The 21,567-nt window shown below is 70.2% G+C and carries 18 protein-coding genes and 2 pseudogenes; 5 read left to right on the top strand and 15 right to left on the bottom strand.

Features of this window, described 5'->3' with window-relative positions; translation table 11 throughout:
- Positions 1-90: pseudogene (locus tag AB0B98_RS21265) on the top strand (5'/3'-nucleotidase SurE); the annotation flags it as partial.
- A gap of 30 nt (positions 91-120) precedes the next feature.
- Here the strand turns inward: AB0B98_RS21265 and AB0B98_RS21260 are convergent.
- The 9 genes from AB0B98_RS21260 to AB0B98_RS21220 all read right to left on the bottom strand — a co-directional run bounded on the left by AB0B98_RS21260 (position 121) and on the right by AB0B98_RS21220 (position 10,985).
- Entirely contained in the window at positions 121-825 is a 705-nt protein-coding gene (locus AB0B98_RS21260; RefSeq protein WP_238671142.1) for a cytidine deaminase, read from the bottom strand.
- 85 nt (positions 826-910) lie between these two features.
- A complete protein-coding gene (locus AB0B98_RS21255; RefSeq protein ID WP_357287685.1) occupies positions 911-2,191 on the bottom strand; it encodes an ABC transporter permease in 1,281 nt (426 codons plus the stop codon).
- Between the two features lie 3 nt (positions 2,192-2,194).
- Complete coding sequence (locus AB0B98_RS21250; RefSeq protein WP_238671144.1) at positions 2,195-3,568, bottom strand: ABC transporter permease; 1,374 nt, start codon at positions 3,566-3,568, stop codon at positions 2,195-2,197.
- Positions 3,565-5,139: an ABC transporter ATP-binding protein gene (locus AB0B98_RS21245; protein WP_357364689.1), complete on the bottom strand. Its 1,575-nt coding sequence runs from the start codon at positions 5,137-5,139 to the stop codon at positions 3,565-3,567. Before AB0B98_RS21245 ends, AB0B98_RS21250 begins: the two co-directional genes overlap by 4 nt.
- Positions 5,140-5,389: 250 nt before the next feature.
- Complete coding sequence (locus AB0B98_RS21240; RefSeq protein WP_238671365.1) at positions 5,390-6,457, bottom strand: BMP family ABC transporter substrate-binding protein; 1,068 nt, start codon at positions 6,455-6,457, stop codon at positions 5,390-5,392.
- A 277-nt stretch (positions 6,458-6,734) separates the two neighbouring features.
- On the bottom strand, positions 6,735-7,082 hold the full coding sequence (locus AB0B98_RS21235; RefSeq protein ID WP_238671145.1) for a hypothetical protein: 348 nt from the start codon (positions 7,080-7,082) through the stop codon (positions 6,735-6,737).
- A gap of 86 nt (positions 7,083-7,168) precedes the next feature.
- Complete coding sequence (locus AB0B98_RS21230; RefSeq protein ID WP_357364684.1) at positions 7,169-8,098, bottom strand: sugar ABC transporter permease; 930 nt, start codon at positions 8,096-8,098, stop codon at positions 7,169-7,171.
- The gene (locus AB0B98_RS21225; RefSeq protein WP_357364682.1) at positions 8,095-9,735 is read right to left on the bottom strand and encodes an ABC transporter permease subunit; all 1,641 of its coding nucleotides are present in this window, start codon (positions 9,733-9,735) and stop codon (positions 8,095-8,097) included. The genes AB0B98_RS21230 and AB0B98_RS21225 overlap by 4 nt, the downstream gene beginning before the upstream one ends.
- Positions 9,735-10,985: a maltose ABC transporter substrate-binding protein gene (locus AB0B98_RS21220; protein WP_357364680.1), complete on the bottom strand. Its 1,251-nt coding sequence runs from the start codon at positions 10,983-10,985 to the stop codon at positions 9,735-9,737. The genes AB0B98_RS21225 and AB0B98_RS21220 overlap by 1 nt, the downstream gene beginning before the upstream one ends.
- 199 nt (positions 10,986-11,184) lie before the next feature.
- On the opposite strand from AB0B98_RS21220, the gene AB0B98_RS21215 reads away from it, so the two are divergent.
- Positions 11,185-12,231 (top strand): LacI family DNA-binding transcriptional regulator, encoded by a 1,047-nt coding sequence (locus tag AB0B98_RS21215; RefSeq protein WP_238671149.1) that lies wholly within the window; start codon positions 11,185-11,187, stop codon positions 12,229-12,231.
- 32 nt (positions 12,232-12,263) lie between these two features.
- Positions 12,264-13,898, top strand: coding sequence for a glycoside hydrolase family 13 protein (locus AB0B98_RS21210; RefSeq protein WP_357364678.1), 1,635 nt, complete (start codon positions 12,264-12,266; stop codon positions 13,896-13,898).
- A gap of 154 nt (positions 13,899-14,052) precedes the next feature.
- Here the strand turns inward: AB0B98_RS21210 and AB0B98_RS21205 are convergent, their stop codons facing one another.
- The 6 genes and pseudogenes from AB0B98_RS21205 to AB0B98_RS21180 form a co-directional block, all read right to left on the bottom strand.
- Positions 14,053-14,490, bottom strand: a complete 438-nt coding sequence (locus tag AB0B98_RS21205; RefSeq protein WP_091394593.1) for a hypothetical protein — start codon at positions 14,488-14,490, stop codon at positions 14,053-14,055.
- Between the two features lie 81 nt (positions 14,491-14,571).
- On the bottom strand, positions 14,572-14,958 hold the full coding sequence (locus AB0B98_RS21200) for a GntR family transcriptional regulator (protein WP_091394595.1): 387 nt from the start codon (positions 14,956-14,958) through the stop codon (positions 14,572-14,574).
- Positions 14,958-15,884: a YhjD/YihY/BrkB family envelope integrity protein gene (locus AB0B98_RS21195; protein WP_357364676.1), complete on the bottom strand. Its 927-nt coding sequence runs from the start codon at positions 15,882-15,884 to the stop codon at positions 14,958-14,960. Before AB0B98_RS21195 ends, AB0B98_RS21200 begins: the two co-directional genes overlap by 1 nt.
- 109 nt (positions 15,885-15,993) lie before the next feature.
- Positions 15,994-16,563, bottom strand: coding sequence for a 2'-5' RNA ligase family protein (locus AB0B98_RS21190; RefSeq protein WP_357364673.1), 570 nt, complete (start codon positions 16,561-16,563; stop codon positions 15,994-15,996).
- A gap of 25 nt (positions 16,564-16,588) precedes the next feature.
- The gene (trpS, locus tag AB0B98_RS21185) at positions 16,589-17,614 is read right to left on the bottom strand and encodes a tryptophan--tRNA ligase (protein WP_238680461.1); all 1,026 of its coding nucleotides are present in this window, start codon (positions 17,612-17,614) and stop codon (positions 16,589-16,591) included.
- Positions 17,615-17,896: 282 nt separating this feature from the next.
- A pseudogene (locus AB0B98_RS21180) lies at positions 17,897-18,877 on the bottom strand (hemolysin family protein); the annotation flags it as partial.
- Positions 18,878-19,072: 195 nt separating this feature from the next.
- On the opposite strand from AB0B98_RS21180, the gene galE reads away from it, so the two are divergent.
- Positions 19,073-20,056, top strand: a complete 984-nt coding sequence (gene galE, locus AB0B98_RS21175) for a UDP-glucose 4-epimerase GalE (protein WP_210784772.1) — start codon at positions 19,073-19,075, stop codon at positions 20,054-20,056.
- A complete protein-coding gene (gene galK, locus AB0B98_RS21170) occupies positions 20,053-21,222 on the top strand; it encodes a galactokinase (protein ID WP_357364671.1) in 1,170 nt (389 codons plus the stop codon). The genes galE and galK overlap by 4 nt, the downstream gene beginning before the upstream one ends.
- Positions 21,223-21,567: the final 345 nt, after the last annotated feature.

The raw sequence follows: 21,567 nt of genomic DNA, 5'->3' as shown, positions 1-21,567 counted from the left end.
GTGGTGCTCTCCGGCGTCAACCGGGGCGCCAACGCCGGCCGGGCTGTGCTGCACTCCGGGACCGTTGGCCTGACCGCCCGGAGCCGGGCACGGTCGGCCCCGGCCCCTAACCGCAACCACTCAAGACCAGCGCACCGGAATCTCCGCAGGCGGCTCACCCTCACCGGCCCAGAAGATGGTGCCGGTGGCGTCCACCACAACCACCCGGGGCGTCCGGGCCAGGCCCCAGGTGATCGCCTCGGCCGGGTCGTCCCAGCTCGGCGCCTCCTCCAGCACCCCGGTTTCGGCGCCGACGTCGTCTCCGGCCGACCGCTCCCAGTACGCCGTCCAGACCTGCTGACCAGCGGACATGTCCGGGTGCACGAAGACGGTGCCGCGCCCGCGCCAGGCGGCGAGCCGCTCCGGGACCACCGGCACCGGTGTCTCACCGGTGACGGCTTCCAGGTCCTCCACGCCGAAGGCGTGCGGCAGCAGCTCGGCCATCCGCAGTGGCCGGGTCTTGCTCTCGATCAGGCACTCCGGCCCGCCGTGCTCCCAGAGCAGCTGCCGGCAGCGGCCGCACGGCATCAACGGCTCGCCGGTCGCGTCGACGCAGGAGAGCGCGACGATCCGGCCCCCACCGGTGGCGTGCAGGCTGGACACGACCCCGCACTCGGCGCAGAGCGTCACCCCGTACGCGGCGTTCTCGACGTTGCAGCCGACCACCACGCGGCCGTCGTCGACCAGCGCGGCCGCGCCGACCGGGAACGTCGAGTACGGCGCGTACGCGTGCCTCATCGCGTCGGTGGCGGCGGCGCGCAACTGCGCCCAGTCAATGTCGGTCATACCATCATTCTGCCGAAGTAGCCCAGGTCAGAGGCGGGCAGGGCCGCTCCCCGGCCCGGCGCGCAGCGGTCTGTGGTGATAGTCGTCAGCCCTTGATGTACGGCTTGCCGTCAGCGGCCGGTGCCCGGACCCGGCCGACCAGCCCGGCGACCGCCAGGATGGTCGCCAGGTACGGCAGCATGGCCAGGAACTGGCTGGGGATGACGCTGTTGATCGCCCCCAGGTAGGTGGCGAGCTGGTCGGCGAAGCCGAAGAAGAGCGCGGCGAGCAGCGCGCCGGTCGGGTTCCACCGGCCGAAGATCAGCGCGGCCAGGGCGATGAAGCCCTTACCGCCGATCATGTTCTTGGTGAACGAGTAGAGCGCCAGCGTGTAGGAGGCGCCGCCGATGCCGGCGACCACACCGGCCAGCAGCACGTTGCGGTAGCGGACCCGCAGCACCTTGACGCCGAGCGTGTCCGCGGCGATCGGGTGCTCGCCGACCGAGCGGGTCCGCAGCCCCCACCGGGTGCGGAACAGCCCGATGTGGATCACCAGGACCAGGAGCAGCCCGAGGTAGAGGAAGATGTTGCCGCGGAACAACGCCGGCCCGAGCACCGGGATGTCCTTCAGCAGCGGGATCTCCCAGTTGCTGAAGCGGGGCGCGCTGTTGTACTTCGCGGCGTCGGTCTGCATCAGCCGCTCGTAGAGGAAGCCGGTGACGCCGACGGCCAGCAGGTTCAGCACGATGCCCATGACGACCTGGTCGACCAGGTAGCGGATGGCGAAGACGGCCAGCAGCAGCGAGATGAACGCCCCACCGATGGCGGCGGCGACGAGGCCCACCCAGACGCTGCCGGAGATGCTGCCGAACAGCGCGCCGCTGAACGCGCCCATCAGCAGTTGACCCTCGATGGCCACGTTGACCACGCCGGACCGCTCGCAGAGCACCCCGGCGAGCGCGCCGAAGATCAGCGGCAGGGCCAGGATGAACGTGCCCCGGATGATGTTGACCAGCGGCATGAAGTTCTGCCCGGTCGGGGCGGCGGAGACCTGCCAGCAGAGGAACGACAGCACGAAGGCGACCAGCCCGACGCCGAGCACGGGTAGGAACCACCGCTTCGGCACCCCGGCGAGCAGCGCCGCGCCGGCGGCGACCGTGATGATCCCGAACAGGATCGCCCCGATCGTGCCGTTGATCTCCAGTGCGGCGCCGGCCGCGTCGTCGCTGAGCGTGAACCGGGCCTTCTGGTCGGTGGCGAGCGCGCCGAAGAGCACCGCTGACAGCAGGCCGAGCGCCAGCAGCGTGAGACCGACCTTCCGGCTGCGGGTCCAGAAGCCCTCGTCGACCGGGGCGACCGCGATGTCGGGGACAGCCATGGTGGACATGAGTTACCAGCCCTTCGCCAGGCTCGTCTGCAACCGGGCGGCGCGCGCGGCCCGGAGCTGGAAGATCGCCTTCACCAGGGCCGGTGCGGCGATGAAGATGACGATCAGCGCCTGGAGCACCGTCACCAGCTCCAGCGAGATCCCGGAGTACGACTGCATCCGGTTACCACCGGCCTGAAGCGCGCCGAACAACAGCGCGGCCAGCAGCACCCCCCAGGGCTTCACCCGCCCGAGCAGCGCCACCAGGATGCCGTCGAAGCCGATCTGCGCGACCACCAGCGGGGTCAACGCGCTGGCGGTGGAGCCGAGCACCATGTTCGAGCCGCCGAGGCCGGCCAGGATTCCGGCGAAGACCATGATCAGGATGTACGTCCGGGTGACGCTGATGCCTGCGGTCCGGGCGGCGTCCGGGTTCGCGCCGACCGCGCGCAGCTCGAAGCCGAGCGTCGAGCGGTTGAGCAGCCAGGCGACCGCCCAGGTGGCCAGCACGGCGAGCAGGATGCCGGCGTGCACCCGCAGGTTGTCGCCGAGCAGTCGGGGCAGCTGGGCGGAGGTGTCGACCGCCTTGCTGATCGCGTCGGTGCGGTTCGGGTCCTGCACGCCGTTCTGCACGATCAACCAGGTGAGGAAGTACGTGGCGACGTAGTTGAGCATGATCGTGTTGATCACCTCGTGCGCGCCGGCACGGGCCTTGAGGATGCCGGGGATGAAACCCCAGATCGCTCCGCCCAGCGCGCCGGCCAGCACCGCCACCAGCAGGTGCAGGCCGGGCGGCAGGGGCAGCAGGAAGCCGGCCAGCGCCGCCATGATCACGCCGATGGTGGCCTGGCCCTGGGCGCCGATGTTGAACAGGCCGCCCCGGAAGGCCAGCGCCACCGACAGGCCGGTGAAGACCAGCGGCGCCGCGTAGGTCAGCGTCTCCGAGATCGGCGCGAGCACGGCCTGCCAGCCGTTGGCGCCGTCCAGCCAGCCGGAGAACGCCTCGGGGTCGAAGATCGAGCCCTTGAACAGGTTCGCGTACGCCTCGCTGACGAGCGTCCAGCTGGAGTTGATCGCGTCGGACGGGCGCGAGGTGATGTACGAGTAGGTGGAGAGCACGTCGGGATCAGAGATGATCATCAGCACCGCGCCGACCACGATCGCCAGCACCAACGACAACAGCGTCACAGTGAAGGTGTTGGCCGCCCAGAGGTTGTCCAGGAACAACCGGCCCAGGCTCGGCTTCGGCTCAGGCTCCGGGCCCGGCTTCGCCGCCGAGCGGTCCGGCTCGGTCGCCACCTCGGCGCGTTCGGTGTTGCCGAGCGCGTTCTGCGCGGCCTGCGCCTCGCTCGCCGGCTCCTTGTCCGGGGAGCCCGACTGCGGGTTGGGGTTGGTCATGCCTCGTCCTCGCTCGCGGAGCCTGCGTCGTTCGCCGGGCTCCCATCTGCCACGCCGGGGCTGTCGGCGGCGGTCGCCGCTCCAGTCTCGTCGGCGGCGGGTGCTGCGATGGCGTCGTGGGCCGCGTCCGGGCTGATGCCGGCCATCAGCAGGCCGATCTCCTCACGCGGGGTGTCCGGGCCGACGATGCCGATGATCCGGCCGCGGTACATCACAGCGATCCGGTCGGCCAACCCGATCACCTCGTCGAGTTCACTGGAGACCACCATGACGGCGGTGCCGATGTCCCGTTCGTGAATGATCTGGCTGTGGATGAACTCGATCGACCCGACGTCGACACCACGGGTCGGCTGGGCGGCGATGAGGAGCTTCAGCGGCCGGGACAACTCCCGGGCCACGATCACCTTCTGCTGGTTGCCGCCGGAGAGGGTGCCCACCGCCGCGTCGGCCGATGAGGTACGAACGTCGAACTGCTCGATCCGCTCCTTCGCGGAGGCGGCGATCGCGTCCGGCTTCAGCGCGAGCCCGGCACCGAACGGCGGCCGGTCGTAGATGTCCAGCACCAGGTTCTCCGCGACGCTGAACTCCTTGATCAGGCCGTCCACGCTGCGGTCCTCGGGTACGTAACCGACGCCCGCCCGGAGCACCCTCTTGGGCTTCCAGCCGTTGATCCGGTCGCCGGTCAGGCTGATCGTGCCGGCGAGCACCGGGCGCAGGCCCATGATCGCCTCGATCAGCTCGGTCTGACCGTTGCCCTGTACGCCCGCAACGCCGAGCACCTCGCCCGCGCGCACTGTCAGGTCGACGCCGTCGACCGCGCGGATCTGCCGGTCGTCGTCGACGACCAGCCCGGCCACCTCCAGCACCGGGTCGCCCGGCGTGGCCGGGGTCTTGTCCACCGTGAGCCGGACGTTGCGCCCGACCATCAACGCGGCCAGCTCGTCCCGGCTGGCCTCCGGCGAGGCCGTGCCGACTGTCTTTCCGCGTCGGATCACGGTGATCCGGTCGGCGATGGCCTTGACCTCGCCAAGCTTGTGGGTGATGAAGACGATCGACTTGCCGGCCGCCTTGAGCGACCGCATGACCGTCAGCAGCTCCTCGGTCTCCTGGGGGGTGAGCACAGCTGTCGGCTCGTCCAGGATGAGCAGGTCGACGTCGCGGGTGAGCGCCTTGACGATCTCGACGCGTTGCTGGATGCCGACCGGCAGGTCCTCGATCACCGCGTCCGGGTCGACCCGCAGGTTGTAGCGCTCGGACACCTCGGTGACCTCGCGCCGGGCGCGACGCCGGTCCAGGAAGCCGGCGATGCCGCCCCTGATCTGCTCGGCGCCGAGCATGATGTTCTCGGTGACGGTGAAGACCGGCACCAGCATGAAGTGCTGGTGCACCATGCCGATCCCGGCGCCGATCGCGTCGGACGGGCCCTTCAGCTTCAGCGGCTTGCCGTCGACAAGGATCTCGCCCTCGTCGGGCTGGTAGAGCCCGTAGAGCACGTTCATCAGTGTCGACTTGCCCGCGCCGTTCTCGCCGAGGAGGGCGTGAATCTCTCCAGGCTCCACCGTCAGGTCGATGTGATCGTTGGCGACCAGATCACCGAACCGCTTGGTGATGCCGCGCAGTTCGAGTCTCAGCGCAACCTCCTGGAGTGCGAGCGATGGTGCAGCCTAGCTGCCGTCGTACCGGCCGGAGCGGACCGGCCGCCGTGGTGCGCGATCGGCCGCTCCGACCCCGCGGGGTGTCCGCAGAGCCGGAGCGGCCGATCGGTCGTACCTGTCTCCCGCCGGCCCTCCCGATGATCTCACCGGAGGGGCCGGCCGGTTGTCACTTGGTCGGCTGGGCCTTCGAGGTGACGGTGATGGTGCCGGCGGCGATGTCCGCCTTGATCTTGTCGACCTCGGCCTTCAGCTCGGCCGGAACCTTGCTGTCGAAGTCGTGGTACGGGGCGATCGAGACACCGTTGTTGGCCAGGGTGCCGACGAAGCCCGGGTTGGCCGGCAGCTTGTCACCGGCGGCGGCCTTGACCACGGCCTCCTTGACGGCCTCCGGGATGTTCTTGACCACGGTGGTGATGATCGCCGCGCAGTCCGGGGTGCTCTCGCAGCCGTCGACGTCCACCCAGATGGTGCTGTACTTGCCACCCGAGGCCTTGGCCGCGGCGGTGGTGCCGAGGCCGGAGCCGCCGGCGACCGGCATGATGATGTCCGCGCCCTGGGCGACCAGCGCGTCGGAGACCTTCTTGCCCTCGTCCTGCTTGTCGAAGGCGTTGGAGAAGGAGCCCTTCTGGGTCTCCTTGTTCCAACCCAGCGCCTGGACGTTCTTGCCCTTGGTGGTGTTGAAGTACTTCACACCGTCGACGAAACCGTCCATGAAGATGGTCACCGGCGGGATCGGCACGGCACCGTAGGTGCCGACCTTGCCGCTCTTGCTCATCCCGGCGGCCAGGTAGCCGGCCTGGAACGCGGCCTGGGCGGTGTCGAACTGCATCGGGTAGACGTTGGCGTCACCCGGGTTCGCGTCGACGATGCCGAACTCCTGGTTCGGGTTCGCCTTGGCGATCTTCGAGGTGGCGTTGGCCATCAGGCCACCGACCGCCAGGATGAAGTCGCACTTCTGGTTGACGAACTGCGTCAGGTTCGGCTCGTAGTCGGCCTCGGCCTTCGACGCGACGTACTTGATGTCGATGTTGTCGTTGGCGGCCTTGGCCTCCTGCAGGCCCTTCCAGGCCGAAGCGTTGAACGACTTGTCGTCGATGCCGCCGACGTCGGTCACCATGCAGGCGCTGAACTTCTTGGCGCCACTGCCGGCGTTGTTGTCATCCTTGGGCGCCTCGCCACAAGCGGCGGCGGTGAGCGCGAGCCCACCCACCGCGAAGATCGAGGCGATCCGCATCCCACGCACCGAGCGCAAGACGTCTCCTTCCCATTGCACACCGCGCCTTGTGCGGTGGCAGCCCATCAGCCGACCTGCGGGTGTGCCGCCGGCTGTCCCACGTTACGGACGGGAGCGTACGCCCGCGTCCACCCACCGGCCGACAATCGTGCACGACTGTTGAGCGCCTGTTACCCGGGTGTAACCCTTGCGTGGGGCAAGTCACTCTTCGTGCTGGTAACCGAGCGCCATGGCGTCCGCAACGTCCGTTTTCTGGAGGCGTTTTCCTCCTCGGACGTTACCGCCAAAAGACCGCGACCGCCGCGTTGACCAGGGTCAGACCGACGATCGCGAGGAAATGACCGCGGTTGACCACGTCCCGCTTCCGGGAGAAGAAGACCATGACGAAGATCAGCAGCGCGATCACCAACTTCGTCACAAGTTTTGCCGGGTTCGGCTCGTCGTCGCCGCCGCCGCGCAGCGGCGCGGAGAGGCCCAGCCCGGTCAGCAGCTGGATCACCGCGCCCCACAGCATGGCCGGGTTGATCCGCAGCCGACCGCTGGCGTACTGGGCGATCGAGCCACCGAGCAGCAGGGCGAACCCGATCAGATGGACGTAGAGAAGGATGAGTCTGAGAGCTTCCACGCCGCCCATCCTCTCCCATCAACGACACTTTGTAGTAGTGGGTAGGCCGGTCGGCGCGTCCAAGCCGACCGGCCACGGTCGACTACCTATCCCTTCACGGCGCCGGAGGTGAGACCGGAGACGATGTACCGCTGGAGGAACTGGAACACCAGCACCGTCGGGATCGCGGTCAGCAGGGTGCCGGCCGCGAAGATGCCGAAGTTGGTGTTCCGCTCGCCGCCCTGCAACATGCCCCGCATGCCGACCGCGAGGGTCTTGGCGTCCGTGTCGGTGAGGAAGACGCTCGCCATCAGGAACTCGTTGATGGTGTTGATGAAGGCGAGCAGCCCGGTCACCGCGAGGATCGGCGCCACCAACGGCAGCATGATCCGGAAGAAGACCTGGGCGTGTGAGGCGCCGTCCATGGTGGCCGACTCGTCCAGCTCCCGGGGGAGGGTGTCGAAGAAGCCCTTCATCAGCCATGTGTTCACGCCCAGCGCGCCACCCAGGTAGAGCAGCAAAAGACCCCACGGCGTGTTGAAGCCGATGGCCGGCCACAGGTCGGTGATCGTGCCGAAGATCAGGAAGATCGCCACGATCGCCAGGAACTGCGGGAACATCTGGATCAACAGCAGCGACAGCAACCCCACCCGTCGCCCCTGGAACCGCATCCGGGAGAAGGCGTACGCCGCGAGCGCGGAGAGGAAGACCGAGGCGAACGCGGCCCCACCGGCGATGAGCAGCGAGTTCAGGAACCAGTGGGCGAACTCGGTGCGCGCGAACAGGTTCTCGAAGTTCTCCAACGACACCCCTCCGGTCGGCACCAACTCGGTGGACGACAGGGTGCCGAGCGGATTGAGCGCCGCCGAGACGACGAACACGAGCGGAAAGAGACTGAACAGCACGCCGAGCAGGCCGACCAGGTGCCGCCAGCCGACCTCGGCGAACCATCGCTTCTTCCGCTTGCCCCCGTTGCGGTTGACCGCCGCCGGGCCATTCGCGCCGCCCGTGACGGCGGCGCCGGTGAGCATGGTCATGCGTACACCTCCTCCTGTTGGCGGGTCCGCCGGAAGCTGACCGCCGACACCACCGCGACGATGGCGAAGATGAACAGCGAGATGGCGGCGGCGAAGCCGAACTGTGCGGCCTGCCCGCCGAACGCCAGCCGGTAGGTGTAGGTGATCAGCAGGTCGGTGGCGCCGTTGCTGGGGTTGTCCGCCGGGAACGGCGCGCCCTCGGTGGTCAGGTAGATCGCGTTGAAGTTGTTGAAGTTGAACGCGAACGACGAGATCAGCAGCGGCGAGAGCGCGACCAGCAGCAGCGGCAGGGTGACCGCCCGGAACGACTGCCAGCGCGACGCCCCGTCCACCGAGGTGGCCTCGGTCAACTCCCGTGGGATGGCCTGCAGCGCGCCGGTGGCCACCAGGAACATGTACGGGTAGCCGAGCCAGAGCTGCACCAGGATCACCGCGGCGCGGGCCGACCAGTCCTGCCCGAACCAGTCGACGCTGAGCCCGAACAGATTGTTGATCAGCCCGAAGTCGGTGTTGAACATGTCCCGCCAGACCAGCAGCATCGCGAAGGACGGCATGGCGTACGGCAGGATCAGCAACATCCGGTAGAGGTTGGTGCCCCGCATTCGGGGCGAGTGCAGCGCCAGGGCGATCAACATGCCGAGGATGAACGTGCCGCCGGTGGAGCCGATGGCGAAGGCGAAGTTCCAGATCAGCGTGCCGAGGAACGGCCCGGAGATCCGCTCGTCGGTGAGCACCCGGGTGAAGTTGGACAGCCCGACGTTCACCTTCCAACCCTGGGCCAGCCGCTCGCCGTCGGCGGCGACGAACGCGCCGACCTCGCCGTCCGCGGTCCAGGTCTTGCCGCTGTCGCTGTCCTTGACGCAGTCGCAGCCGGCGTCGTACGCCCGGACGGCCTTGCCCTCGTACGCCCGGGACAGGCCGGACGAGCGCAGCGCGCCTCCGGCGGTCGGCACCACCAGGTCCGTGATGTCCTTGCTGCGGGCGCTGGCCTGGCCGAAGTTCAGCACTGTGTAGCCGTCGGCCGCGGTGACCTTCCCGCCGGGGCCGACGGTGGCCGCGCCGGGATCGAGCGTGCGCAGGCCCCCGGCGTCGCCGACGGAGACCGTGTCGGTTCCTGGCTTGGTGATCAGAAAGACCAGTGCGCCGGTGGCCGGGTCGCCAGTGGTGGCTACCGACAACGGGTACTGGGTGGACCCCGGGACCTGCTTCACCGAGGAGCTCTGGATCGCGACAATCGCGTCGTCCTTGCTGCCGCGGTGGCCGTCGCCGAAGTTGGTGAAGGCCGTACTCGCGGTGTAGAGCACCGGCACGATCTGGAAGGCGATCAGGAAGAGCGTGCCGGGGATGAGGTACTTCGCCGGGACGTGCCGGCGGCCCAGGTACAGATAGAACAGTGCGGCGGTGGTCAGCACCAGCACCGCCAGCCCGACCCACTTCTCGGCCTCCACGAGCGGGAAGGCCGCCCAGATCGCGATCCCGGCCACCAGGCCGAGCAGGATCACCTTCGCGGCGAGGCCGGCCGCGGTGATCGGCGCGTGGTTCCGCGCGGTACGGGAGGTGCGCGGGGACCCGGTGCGGACGGGCCCCCGGCCCGGGGCCTGCTGGGCAGACCCCGGGCCGGACAGCGGTGTGCTCATTACTTGATCGAACCGGCGATCGTCTTGCCAGCCGCGGTAACCGTGCTGGTCGGGTCGGCGCCGCCGATGACGGCGGCCTCGGCCTTGCCGAACGGGTCCCAGATCGCGGCCATGGCCGGGATGGCCGGGAGCACCTGGCCGTTCTTGCCGGCCTCGATGAACTTGGCCAGGTCCGGGTCGCTGCTCTTGACCTGGTCCAGCGCGGCGGTCAGCGCCGGCGGGCGCGGGTCGGCCTGGTAGAGCGCCACGGCCAGGTCCGGCGTGGTGACGTGGTTGGCGACGAACTCCTGGGCGAGAGCCTTGTTCTTGCCCTTGGCCGCCACGTAGAAGGACTGGACGCCCACGAACGGCGCGGCCGCCTTGCCGCCGGCGAAGCCCGGAACGGCGGAGACGTCGTACTTGATGCCGGCCTTCTTCACGTCGGCGGTGGCCCACGGCCCGGAGACCAGGAAGGCGCACTTCTTGCCGGTGAAGGTGGCGGTCGAGTTGGTGTCGGCGATCGAGCGCTTCAGCACGCCCTCGCCCTTCTCGCCAAGCGCGGCGATCTTCTTGAACGCGGCGATCGACTCCGGCTTGCCCACGCCCAGGTCCTTCGGGTCGTAGTCGCCGTTCGCGGTGGTGCCGAAGAGGTAACCGCCGGCCGAGCTGTACAGCGGGTAGATGTGGTACGCGTCACCCTTCTGGCCGACCTGGAGGCAGAGCGTCTCGGTGACCTTCTTCTGCGCCTTGAGCTGCTTGCCGGTGGCGACCAGGTCCTCGATCGTCTTCGGTGCCTCGGGGGCCAGTTCGGTGTTGCGGATCAGCGCCAGGTTCTCCTGGGCGTAAGGCACGCCGTAGAGCTGACCGTTGAACGTGACGGCCTTGACGGCGGTCTCGTTGAAGGCGGCCTTCTGCTCGTCGGACAGCTGCACCGGGTCGATGGCACCGTTCTGGACCAGGTTGCCGATCCAGTCGTGCGCGCCGATCACCACGTCCGGGCCGCCGCCCTGGCTCGACACGGTCACGAAGTTGTTCTGGAGGTCCTCGTTCGGGACGGCCTGGACCTCGACGCTGACGCCGTTCTCCTGGCCGAACTTCTCGGCGAACGGCTTGAGTGCGGCGGTCCGCTTGTCGTCCGCCCAGATCACCAGTTTGCCGCCGGCGGCCTTGGGGGTGTCCTTCGCGGCCGGCTCGTCGCTGTCGCCACCGCAGCCTGAGGCGGCGAGCGCCAGGGCGAAGAGGGCGACCACACCCGCGGTACGGATGCGCATCGGTGCTCCTGTCGTCATGGCGGGTCCGCCGGGGGAAGGGCGGCCCGCCAGTGGAAACCTCTGGAAGTTCTTGCCATCCGGCGCATTGATGCTGCGCCGCTGCTCTCGCATGTTGCGGGGACGTTAGCAAGACGTTGCAAGTAATGGAAGGGTTTGCAAGGCACCCCGCAAGAACTTGCCGGTGGGCTAAAGTGCCGCCATGCGCGCTCGACTGTCCGACATCGCCCAGCAGGCCGAAGTCAGCGAGGCCACGGTGTCGCGGGTGCTCAACGACCGCCCCGGCGTGGCCCCGGAGACCCGGCAGGCCGTCCTCACCGCCCTCGACGTGCTCGGCTACGAGCGCCCAGCCCGGCTGCGTAAGCGCAGCGCCGGCCTGGTCGGCCTGGTGGTGCCGGAGCTGGACAACCCGATCTTCCCCGCCTTCGCCCAGGTCATCGAGTCCACCCTGGCGCAGAGTGGTTTCACCCCGGTGCTCTGCACCCAGACCGCCGGCGGCGTGACCGAGGACGAGTACGTGGAGATGCTGCTGGACCGGCAGGTCTCCGGGATCGTCTTCGTCTCCGGCCTGCACGCCGACACGGCCGCCAACCACGACCGCTACCGGGCGCTGCTCGCCCGGCCGCTGCCGGTCGTGATGATCAACGGGTACGTGCCCGGCATCGGCGCGCCCTTCGTCTCCTGCGACGACCGGGAGGCGGCCGAACTGGCGGTCGCCCATCTGGTCGCCCTCGGACACCGACGGATCGGCCTGATCACCGGGCCGGACCGGTTCGTCCCGGTGCAGCGCAAGGTGGCCGGCTGGCGTTCCGCGATGACCCGGCTGGCCGGCGTCGCCGAAGCCGACCTGGGCCCCCTCGCTGAGCTGTCACTGTTCGGAGTGGAGGGTGGCGAGGCGGCGGCCGGCCGCCTGTTGGACCGCGGCGTCACAGGCGTGGTCTGCGGCTCCGACCTGATGGCGCTCGGCGCGGTCCGGGCCGCCCGCCAACGCGGCCTCAACGTCCCCGAGGGCCTCTCCGTGGTCGGCTACGACGACTCCCCGCTGATGGCCTTCACCGATCCGCCGCTGACCACAATGCGGCAACCGGTCACCGCGATGGCGGTGGCCGCCGTCCGCGCCCTGGTGGACGAGATCAACGGGCATGGCGCCCCGAACTCGGAGTACCTGTTCCGCCCGGAGCTGGTGGTGCGCGGCTCGACAGCTGTCGCGCCGACTTCCGCCCGCTTGTCTTACGCAAGATCTGCTTGACTCTTGCAGCAATGGGCCGGCATATTGCTCGGATGATCAGCACCGCCACCCCGCCGCACGCCACCGACGACGACTGGTGGCGCTCCGCGGTCGTCTATCAGGTGTACGTCCGCAGCTTCGCCGACAGCGACGGCGACGGCACCGGCGACCTCCAGGGCATCAGGCAGCGCCTGCCGTACCTGCGCGACCTCGGGGTGGACGCGCTGTGGCTGACCCCCTTCTACACGTCGCCGATGATCGACGGCGGGTACGACGTGGCGGACTACCGGGACGTCGACCCGATGTTCGGCACCCTCGCCGACTTCGACGCGATGATCACCGACGCGCACGCCCACGGCCTGCGGATCATTGTCGACCTGGTGCCCAACCACACCTCCAGCGCGCACCACTGGTTCACCGCGGCGCTCGCCGCCGGCCCCGGCTCACCGGAGCGGGCCCGCTACCTCTTCGCCGACGGTCAGGGCACGCACGGCGAGTTGCCCCCGAACGACTGGGAGAGCATCTTCGGCGGCCCCGCCTGGACCCGGATCCCTGACGGCCAGTGGTATCTGCACCTGTTCGACAGGTCCCAGCCGGACCTGAACTGGCGGCACCCGGAGGTCCGCGCCGAGTTCGAGGACGTGCTGCGGTTCTGGCTGGACCGGGGCGTCGACGGATTCCGCGTCGACGTGGCGCACGGCATGATCAAGGCGGAAGGGCTGCCGGACGTCGGCTTCAGCACGGCGACCACCGGCCAGCGCCAGGTCGAACTGCTCGGCAAGGGCCGGCTGCCGTACTTCGACCAGGACGAGGTGCACGAGATCTACCGGTCCTGGCGGCCCATCCTGGACAGCTACCCGGGCGGTCGGATGGCTGTCGCCGAGGCGTGGGCCGAGACACCACAGCGCCTGGCCCGCTACATCGGCCCGGACGAGCTGCACCAGGCGTTCAGCTTCGACTTCCTCGACGCCACCTGGTCGGCCGACTCGTTCCGCAAGGTGATCGACACCGCGTTGGCAGAGGCTACCGTCGTCGGAGCGCCGACCACCTGGGTGCTGTCCAACCACGACAAGCAGCGGCACGTCACCCGGTACGGCGACGGCGTCGAAGGGCTGCGCCGAGCCCGGGCCGCCAGCCTGCTGATGCTCGCCCTGCCCGGCTGCGCCTACCTCTACCAGGGTGAGGAACTGGGCCTGCCGGAGGTCCTCGACCTCCCCGACGAGCTGCGCCAGGATCCGGCGTTCCTGCGCACCGGCGAGAGCCGCGACGGCTGCCGGGTGCCCATCCCGTGGAGCGGCGAGCTGGCCCCGTACGGCTTCGGGCCGGCCGGCAGTGAGCTGAGCTGGCTACCCGCCCCGGCGCTCTGGCAGGCGCTGTCCGTCACGGCGCAGACCGACGTGCCCGGCTCGACACTGGAGCTGTACCGGACCGCGCTGCGGATCCGCCACGTTCATCCCGCGCTCGCCCTCGACGCCGGCGGGGTCACCTGGCGGGAGAGCGAACCGGGTGTGCTGGCCTTCTCCCGCTCCGCCGGCGCGACCGTGCTGACCTGCGTGGTCAACTTCAGCGGCGCGCCGGTCCTGATCGACGGGTACGGTCAGCCCCTCGTCGCCAGCGACCAGCTCACCGAGCAGGGCTCCGGTCAGCTGCTGCCAATTGACGCGGCAGTCTGGTTGGAACGCCGCTGAACGGGTAACCCGTTCTCGACCTGGTCGTTCGTCGTGCCCCGCGCCGGCGGGCGACTGGGCTACCGGCCCCTTGTGGTGGGGGGTGAGGTGCCACCGGCGCCGCGCGGAGTCCGCTCCGTGTGGCGCCGGTGTCCGTTCACGGCAACCCAGGTCGTCACTTCGCGGTGAGCAACGCCGCGATCCGGGTGAAGCCCGCGCGTACCTCGGCCTCGTCCGGCGGTTCGGCGGGCTCACCGTGGCCGGCCTCGTCGGCTGCCGCGTCCAACTCCTCGTCGATCACGTCCTCGAAGTCCCCGTACAGGTCGGCCCCCTCCACCTGCCGGGCCTCGTCCTCGGCGGCGACCTGCGCGGCGGCGATCTCACTGCGAATCTCGTCGGCGGACAGCGCCGGCAGCAGCGGCTCGACCACTGCCATCAACTGCTCCTCGGCCACTACCGCCTCGGCCAGGGCCAACGCGTGCGGTCGCTCGTACGGCCCACAGACCACCGGCTCCCACTCGTCAAGATCACCGAGCGGACCGAAAGTGATGATCCATGGCAGGCCGAGGAGCGGTGAGTCCGCCGGCAGGTCCAGTGTCATGAGTGCGCCCACCGGCTCATCATGGTCCGCGAACGCGAGCGCCGACGCCGTTCTTCTCAGTTATCGCCCGTCCGACTGTCGATCGGCGGCCGGTCAGCCGGGGCGGACCGCGTCCAGGGCGGCGCGGACCAGGGCGAGCGCGGTGGCCGGCGGCACGCCAAGCCGGGCCGCCTCCGCCGCGTAGCCGGCCGCCGCCCGCTGCAACCGGTCGACGGCGTCGTCGCGGCCGGGTGCCACGAAGGTGCCGTTGCGCCCCCGGGTCTCCAGCAGCCCAGCCGCCTCCAACTCCCGGTAGGCGCGGGCCACGGTGTTCGCCGCCAGTCGCAGGTCGGCGGCGAGCTGCCGCACTGTGGGCAGTCGGCTGCCCACCGGCAACCGGCCGTCGCCGATCAGCTCGGCGAGTTGCACACGCACCTGCTCGTACGGGGGCACCGACGAGTCCGGGTCGACCGAGATCAGCACCTGCGCGCCTTCCGTCATCAGCCCCCACCGCCCGGCGTACCGGGATCGATGCCCTCGTCGACATCCTTCGGTGGCGCGGGGGTTTCCGCCAGGTCCACCACCCGGCCGTTGGTGCTGGTCGCCAGGAGCGCCGCGCCGAACAGCACCAACTGGTTGAGCAGGTAGAGGTACAGCAGCAGACCGACGGCGCCGGCCACAACTGTGTACGCCGGGTTCCGCTCGGTCCGCACCACGTAGTAACGCCCGACGGTGTTCAGCAGCGTGATGCCGATGGCCACCAGCACCACCACCGGGCGCAGCCGCGACCGGCTCATCCGCAGCCGGGGGACGGCCAGCAGCAACGCGGTGGCGAGCACCGTGTTGACCAGCACGCTGAGCACCGCGCTGATGGTGGTCAGACCCACCGACCCGGTGCTGCGCAGCAGGAAACGCAGCAGCGACTCCAACGCGTCCACCGCCGCGACCGAGACGCCGAGCAGCACGAAGACGCCGATCATCACGCCCAGGTCGACGAGCCGCCGCACCACCAGATTGCCCGGCTGCTGGTTGAGCTGGTACATCAGCCGTTGCGAGGACCGGATGGCCTCCACCCAGCCGATCCCGGTGAAGACCAGGATGACAAGGCCGACCACACCGACAGTGCCGCTGGAGTTGGCGATCTGCTCGGCGTCCAGGAACGGCAGATTTTCCTTGAGGAAGTCGGCCGCCGCCGCGCTGACCTCGTCGTTGTCCTCCAGGATCGCCCCGAAGATCGAGAACGCGACAAGGGCGAGGGCGAACACGGCGAAGAAGCCGTAGTAGGCGATGGCTGCGGCCAGTCGGCCGGCCAGCACCTCGCCGTACAGCACACCGGCCCGCCACACATGATCGAAGAGCCCCGACCGGTGGCGCGCGGCGCTCACCCAGCGGTCGATGCCCGCCTCGATCCGGCCGATCACGTTCACGCGATCATCCTCGCCGATCTCCCAGCGCTGTGGTGGCAACCGGCTCCCGATGCTCGCCGGCCGGCGCGTCGCCGATGCTTCAGGTGCTGGCGCTTCGGTTGCTGACGCTTCAGGTGCCGAGGCAGAAGTCCCGACGCGGCTGCCACCTGGCCTGCCCGCTGTGCGAGAAGAGGGTGAACCCGTCGACCTCGAACATCGCGGAGAAGTCGGCCAGATCCTCGTACACCTCGTCCAGGGCCTCCGGTGTCACGTCCTGAGCCACCGTGACGTGCGGATGGTACGGGAAGCGAAGCTCGCGGTGCAGGCCCGGCGCGGCGGCGATGGCCGCGGCCAGCAGCTCGCACTCACTGATCCCCGCGGCCACCGCGACGAACACCACCTGGGTGACCGGACGGAACGTGCCCGTGCCCCGCAGGTGCAGCGTGAACGGCAGGTGCGCGGCGGCGACGGCGGCCAGGTGCCGCTCGATCGCCGGCAGGTTGGCCGTCCGGATCTCGGTGGGCCCGAGCAACGTCACGTGCGCGGGCACCGCCAGCGGATCACCGGCCTCGACCCGCCGCCGGGTGAGCAGGGCGCCCCACGGCTCAGGGATGTCCACCGCGATGCCGATCTGGATGGTGTCGCCGGTCGGCGGCACCCCGCCACTGCGATCCACGCTTCGCGCCGCCCCTCCGACCACCGAGCCGTCCACCTGTACCGCGGAGTTACTCGCCGCGCACGGGCGGGAAGAACCCCACCCGCTCGTACGCGGACCGCAGGGTCGTCGCGGCCACCGCGCGGGCCTTCTCCGCGCCGGCCGCGAGCAGCTTGTCCAACTGCGCCGGATCGTCGAGGTAGGCGCGGGTCCGCTCCTGGATCGGCCGGACGAAGTCCGTCACCACCTCGGCCAGCTCCTTCTTCAGATCGCCGTAGCCGCGGCCCGCGTAAGCGGCCACCAACTCGTCGATGCTGCGGCCGCTGAGCGCCGAGTAGATGGTCAACAGGTTGGACACGCCCGGCTTGGTCTCGGCGTCGAAGACGATCTCCCGACCGGTGTCGGTCACCGCCGAACGGATCTTCTTCGCGGACCGGGCCGGATCGTCGAGCAGGTCGATGATGCCGGCTGGCGAGGACGACGACTTCGACATCTTCGCGGTCGGGTCCTGCAGGTCGGTGATCTTGGCAGTGTCCTTGACGATGTGCGGCGCGGGCACCGTGAAAGTCGCGCCGAACAGCGAGTTGAAGCGCTGGGCCAGATCCCGGGAGAGTTCCAGGTGCTGGCGCTGGTCCTCGCCGACGGGGACCGCGTTGGCCTGGTAGAGCAGGATGTCGGCGGCCTGGAGGACCGGATAGGTGAACAGCCCGACGCTGGCCCGCTCGTTACCCTGCTTCTGCGACTTGTCCTTGAACTGGGTCATCCGGCTGGCCTCGCCGAAGCCGGTGATGCAGCCGAGCACCCAGGCCAGCTGCGGGTGCTCGGGCACCTGCGACTGGACGAACAGGGTGCTGCGTTCCGGGTCTAGCCCGACCGCGAAGAGCTGGGCCGCCGCCACCCGGGTCCGCTGGCGCAGCAGCGCCGGATCGTGGCCCGCGGTGATGGCGTGCAGGTCCACAACGCAGTAGAACGCGTCGTGGGTGTCCTGTAGCGCCACCCAGTGCCGGACCGCGCCGAGATAGTTGCCGAGGTGGAACGAGTCGGCTGTCGGCTGGATGCCGGAGAAGACGCGGGGCCGGGCGGGAACGTCGGACATGGCGATAATTCTGTCAGCAAGCAACCCGGTCCGTCATGACGGGCCGGCGGGTCGGCTCCGGCCCGCCGGCGCCGGGGTGCTGACCTCGCCCGCTTCGCCCGCGCCGACCCGGCGCGTCGGCCCGACCGCGACCCGGCGGTGCTGCCCCGCCACCGCCTCCCGGGCCGACTCGGCGTCGCCCGCCGAGGCCGACGCAACGTCGTACTCGCGGCGCCGCCCGGTGCCCGGCTCGGTGCCCGGCTCGCGGCGCTGTTCGGTGCTCTGCTCGCGGCGCTGCTCGGTGCCCGGCTCACGGCGCTGCTCGGTGGTGCGGGCGGCGGAGACGGCGAGTCGGGCCACCCGGCGGCCGTCCAACGTGAGCACCCGCAGCAGCCAGCCGGCCGGCAACTCGGCCGGATCAGGTGCGCCGACCTCGGCGGGCTCACCCGGCACCGGCACCTCGTCGCCGGTCACCGGGAGTCGGCCCAGCGCGGCCATGACGAACCCGCCCACCGTCTCGTACGGTCCGGCGGGTAGGGCCACCCCGGTCCGCTCGGCGAAGTCAGCGAGGTTGAGGCGGCCGTCCACCACCGCGGGCAGGCCCGCGTACACCGGGTCCGGGGTGGCGTCGTACTCGTCGTGGATCTCGCCGATCAACTCCTCGATGAGGTCCTCCAGGGTGACGATCCCGGCGGTGCCGCCGTACTCGTCGACGACCACCGCGAGGTGCTGACCCTCCCGGCGCATCTCGGTCAGCGCGGCGAGCACCCGTTTGCTGCCCGGGAGCCGCTTCACCTCCCGGGCCAACTCGCCGACGGTGACGCACGGGTCGGCGTCCGGGCGCAGCAGTACGTCACGGAGGTGCACGAAGCCGACCACGTCGTCGTGCGTGCCGTCGGTGACCGGGTAACGGGTGTGCGTCTCGGCGCGGACCAGTCGAGCGGCTTCGACGATGGTCAGCCGCGCCGGGAGGAAGACCACCTCGGTGCGCGGCATCATCACCTCGCGGATCAGACTGGCACCGGCCACCAGGACCTCGTCGATGATCCGCCGCTCGTCCGGGTCGAGCACCGTGTTCGCCGCGACCAGGTCCCGCAGATCGGCCTCGGAGATGTGCTCCCGGCCGGCCGTCGGACCGGTCCCGAGCAGATCGGTGACGAGTCGGGTCGCCCCGTCTGCGGCGCGTACCAGCACTCGGGCAACGGCCCGGGCGAGCGGGCCACTGTCGCGGCGGGGATGTGCCCGCGCGTGTCGCCGGAGCCCGGTACGGGCCGCTTCCCGCATGACAGAGATGGTAGACACCGTGGGCCCACCACGCCGGGGATCAGGTGGAGCGGTGAAGAGATGTTCGGCTCTGTTTAATCATGAAAGATTATGATGGAATGGGGTTGGCGGTGGCGACGGCGAGAGCGCCGACCACCGCCCTAGTGTGATCACCGAAGGGCCACGTCCCGGGCGGGCCAGGCAGGAGGCAACGACGTGAAACTGCTCGTCACCGGGGGCGCCGGCTTCATCGGGAGCGTGGTGACCCGGATGCTGCTCGACGCGGGCCACCAGGTGGTCATCCTGGACGACCTGCGTACCGGCCACCGCGAGGCCCTCGCCCCGGACGCCACCCACGTGGAGGCGTCCATCCACGACGCCGCCCAGGTCATCACCGCGGACGCCGGTTTCGACGGGGTGCTGCACTTCGCCGCCCTGATCGCCGCCGGCGAGTCGATGGTCAAGCCGGAGCTGTACTGGCAGAACAACACCATCGGCACGCTCGCCCTGATCGACGCGGTCCGGGCCGCCGGGGTGCCCCGGATGGTCTTCTCCTCCACCGCCGCCGTCTACGGCAACCCCACCGAGCTGCCCATCACCGAAAACGCGGTCAAGGCACCCACCAACACGTACGGCGCCACCAAACTCGCCGTCGACATGGCACTCACCTCCGAGGCGATCGCGCACGGGCTGGCCGCCGTGTCGCTGCGCTACTTCAACGTGGCCGGCGCGCACCTCGACGGCGACATCACGCTCGGCGAGCGGCACGACCCGGAGACACACCTGATCCCGATAGCGCTGGACGTCGCCGCCGGCCGGCGGGAGAAGCTCCAGCTCTTCGGGGACGACTACCCCACAGTGGACGGCACCTGCGTCCGCGACTACATCCACGTCGCCGACCTGGCCCGCGCACATCTGCTGGCATTGGACGCCGCCACCGGCGGCCAACACCGGATCTACAACCTGGGCAACGGCAACGGCTTCACCAACCGGCAGGTGGTCGACGTGGTCCGCGAGGTCACCGGGCACCAACTGCCCGTCGAGGTCGCGCCACGCCGCGAGGGCGACCCGGCCGAGTTGGTGGCATCGTCCGCACTGGCCCGCGACGAATTGGGCTGGGTGCCGCAGAAGCCGACACTGCACGACATGGTCGGCGATGCCTGGGCGTTCTACCGCACGCACATCCTGGGGCAGTCATGACCAACCCGAGCGGTGATGTCGCCGAGCGGGCTGCGGCCGGCTTCTCCGCGCAGTTCGGCACCGAGGCTGCCGGCCGCTGGGCAGCCCCGGGCCGGGTCAACCTGATCGGTGAGCACACCGACTACAACGAAGGCTTCGTGCTGCCGTTCGCCCTGCCGATGCGCACCGTCGTCGCGGCCGACCGGCAGGACGGGGAGCACTGGACGGTCTGGTCCGAGCTGTCCGGCGAGGCGATCACCTTCGGCGCGGACGACGTCGCCGAGCCCTGTCGAGTCACCGGCTGGGGCGCGTACGTGGCGGGTGTGGTCTGGGCGCTACGCGAGGCCGGTCACCAGGTGCCAGGCGCCCGGCTGGCGATCGCCTCCGACGTGCCGCTGGGCGCCGGGCTCTCCTCCTCGGCCGCGCTGGAGTCGGCCGTGCTGGCTGCCCTGCTCGACCTCGGCGGGCTGGAACTCGCCCCGGAACTTCAACCCCGGCTGGCGCAACGGGCGGAGAACGTCTACGTGGGCGCGCCGACCGGCATCATGGACCAGTCCGCGGCGATCCGTTGCCGCGCTGGGCACGCCCTCTTCCTGGACTGTCGCGACGAGTCGGTCGAGCACATCCCGTTCGACCTGGACGCCGACGGGCTGGCTGTGCTGGTCATCGACAGCCGGGCGCCGCACCGCCACGCCGACGGGGAGTACGCCGCCCGCCGCCGCTCCTGCGAGGCCGGGGCCAGCGCGCTCGGTGTCAGCGCGCTGCGGGACGTGGGCGTCGACCAGCTCGACGCCGCACTGGCCCGGCTCGACGACGAGGAGACCCGGCGACGGGTCCGGCACGTGGTGACCGAGGACCAGCGCGTACTGGACACTGTGGCGCTGCTCCGCGCCGGCCGGGTCCGCGACATCGGCCCGCTGCTGACCGCCTCGCACGTCTCGATGCGCGACGACTTCGAGATCACCGTGCCGGAGATCGACACTGCGGTCGAGGCAGCGTTGGCGACCGGCGCGCTGGGTGCCCGGATGACCGGCGGAGGCTTCGGAGGCTGCGTGCTCGCGCTGGTCGAGGCCGACCGTGCCGACGCGGTAGCCGCCGCCGTGACCGACGCGTACGCGCAACGAGGTTTCACCGCCCCCGGCACCGTGACGGTCCTCCCCTCCCCCGGCGCCACCCGCCTGCCCTAACCCCACCCCAGCCGGCCCCCGGCCCCCTGCCCCCACCGCCCACCCCCGCTCCGGCCGGTGATCAAGAGGTTTGCGTCAGTTCGAGCCCGAATCCTGACGCAAACCTCTTGATCACCCGCTGCGGGGCAGGGGCCGTGGGTCTGGGGCCGGGCGGGAGGCACAGGGCCGGGCGAGGGCCGGGGATGGGCGAAGGCCAGGGATGGAGATCGTGCTTGTTCATGGAAGTAGTGGCCTCGCCGTTGGGCGAGGCCACTACTTCCTGGATCGTGCGCGACCTTGCCGGCGGGCGCGAGGCGGCGGGCGCGAGCCAAGCGCCGCGGGCAGGGGACGGCGGGCGCGAGCCGA

Source organism: Micromonospora sp. NPDC048947 (genome assembly GCF_040649495.1).
Classification (GTDB): Bacteria; Actinomycetota; Actinomycetes; order Mycobacteriales; family Micromonosporaceae; genus Micromonospora; species Micromonospora alfalfae.
Note: the sequence above shows the minus strand (reverse complement) of the source record. Positions and strands in the feature narration are given on the sequence as shown.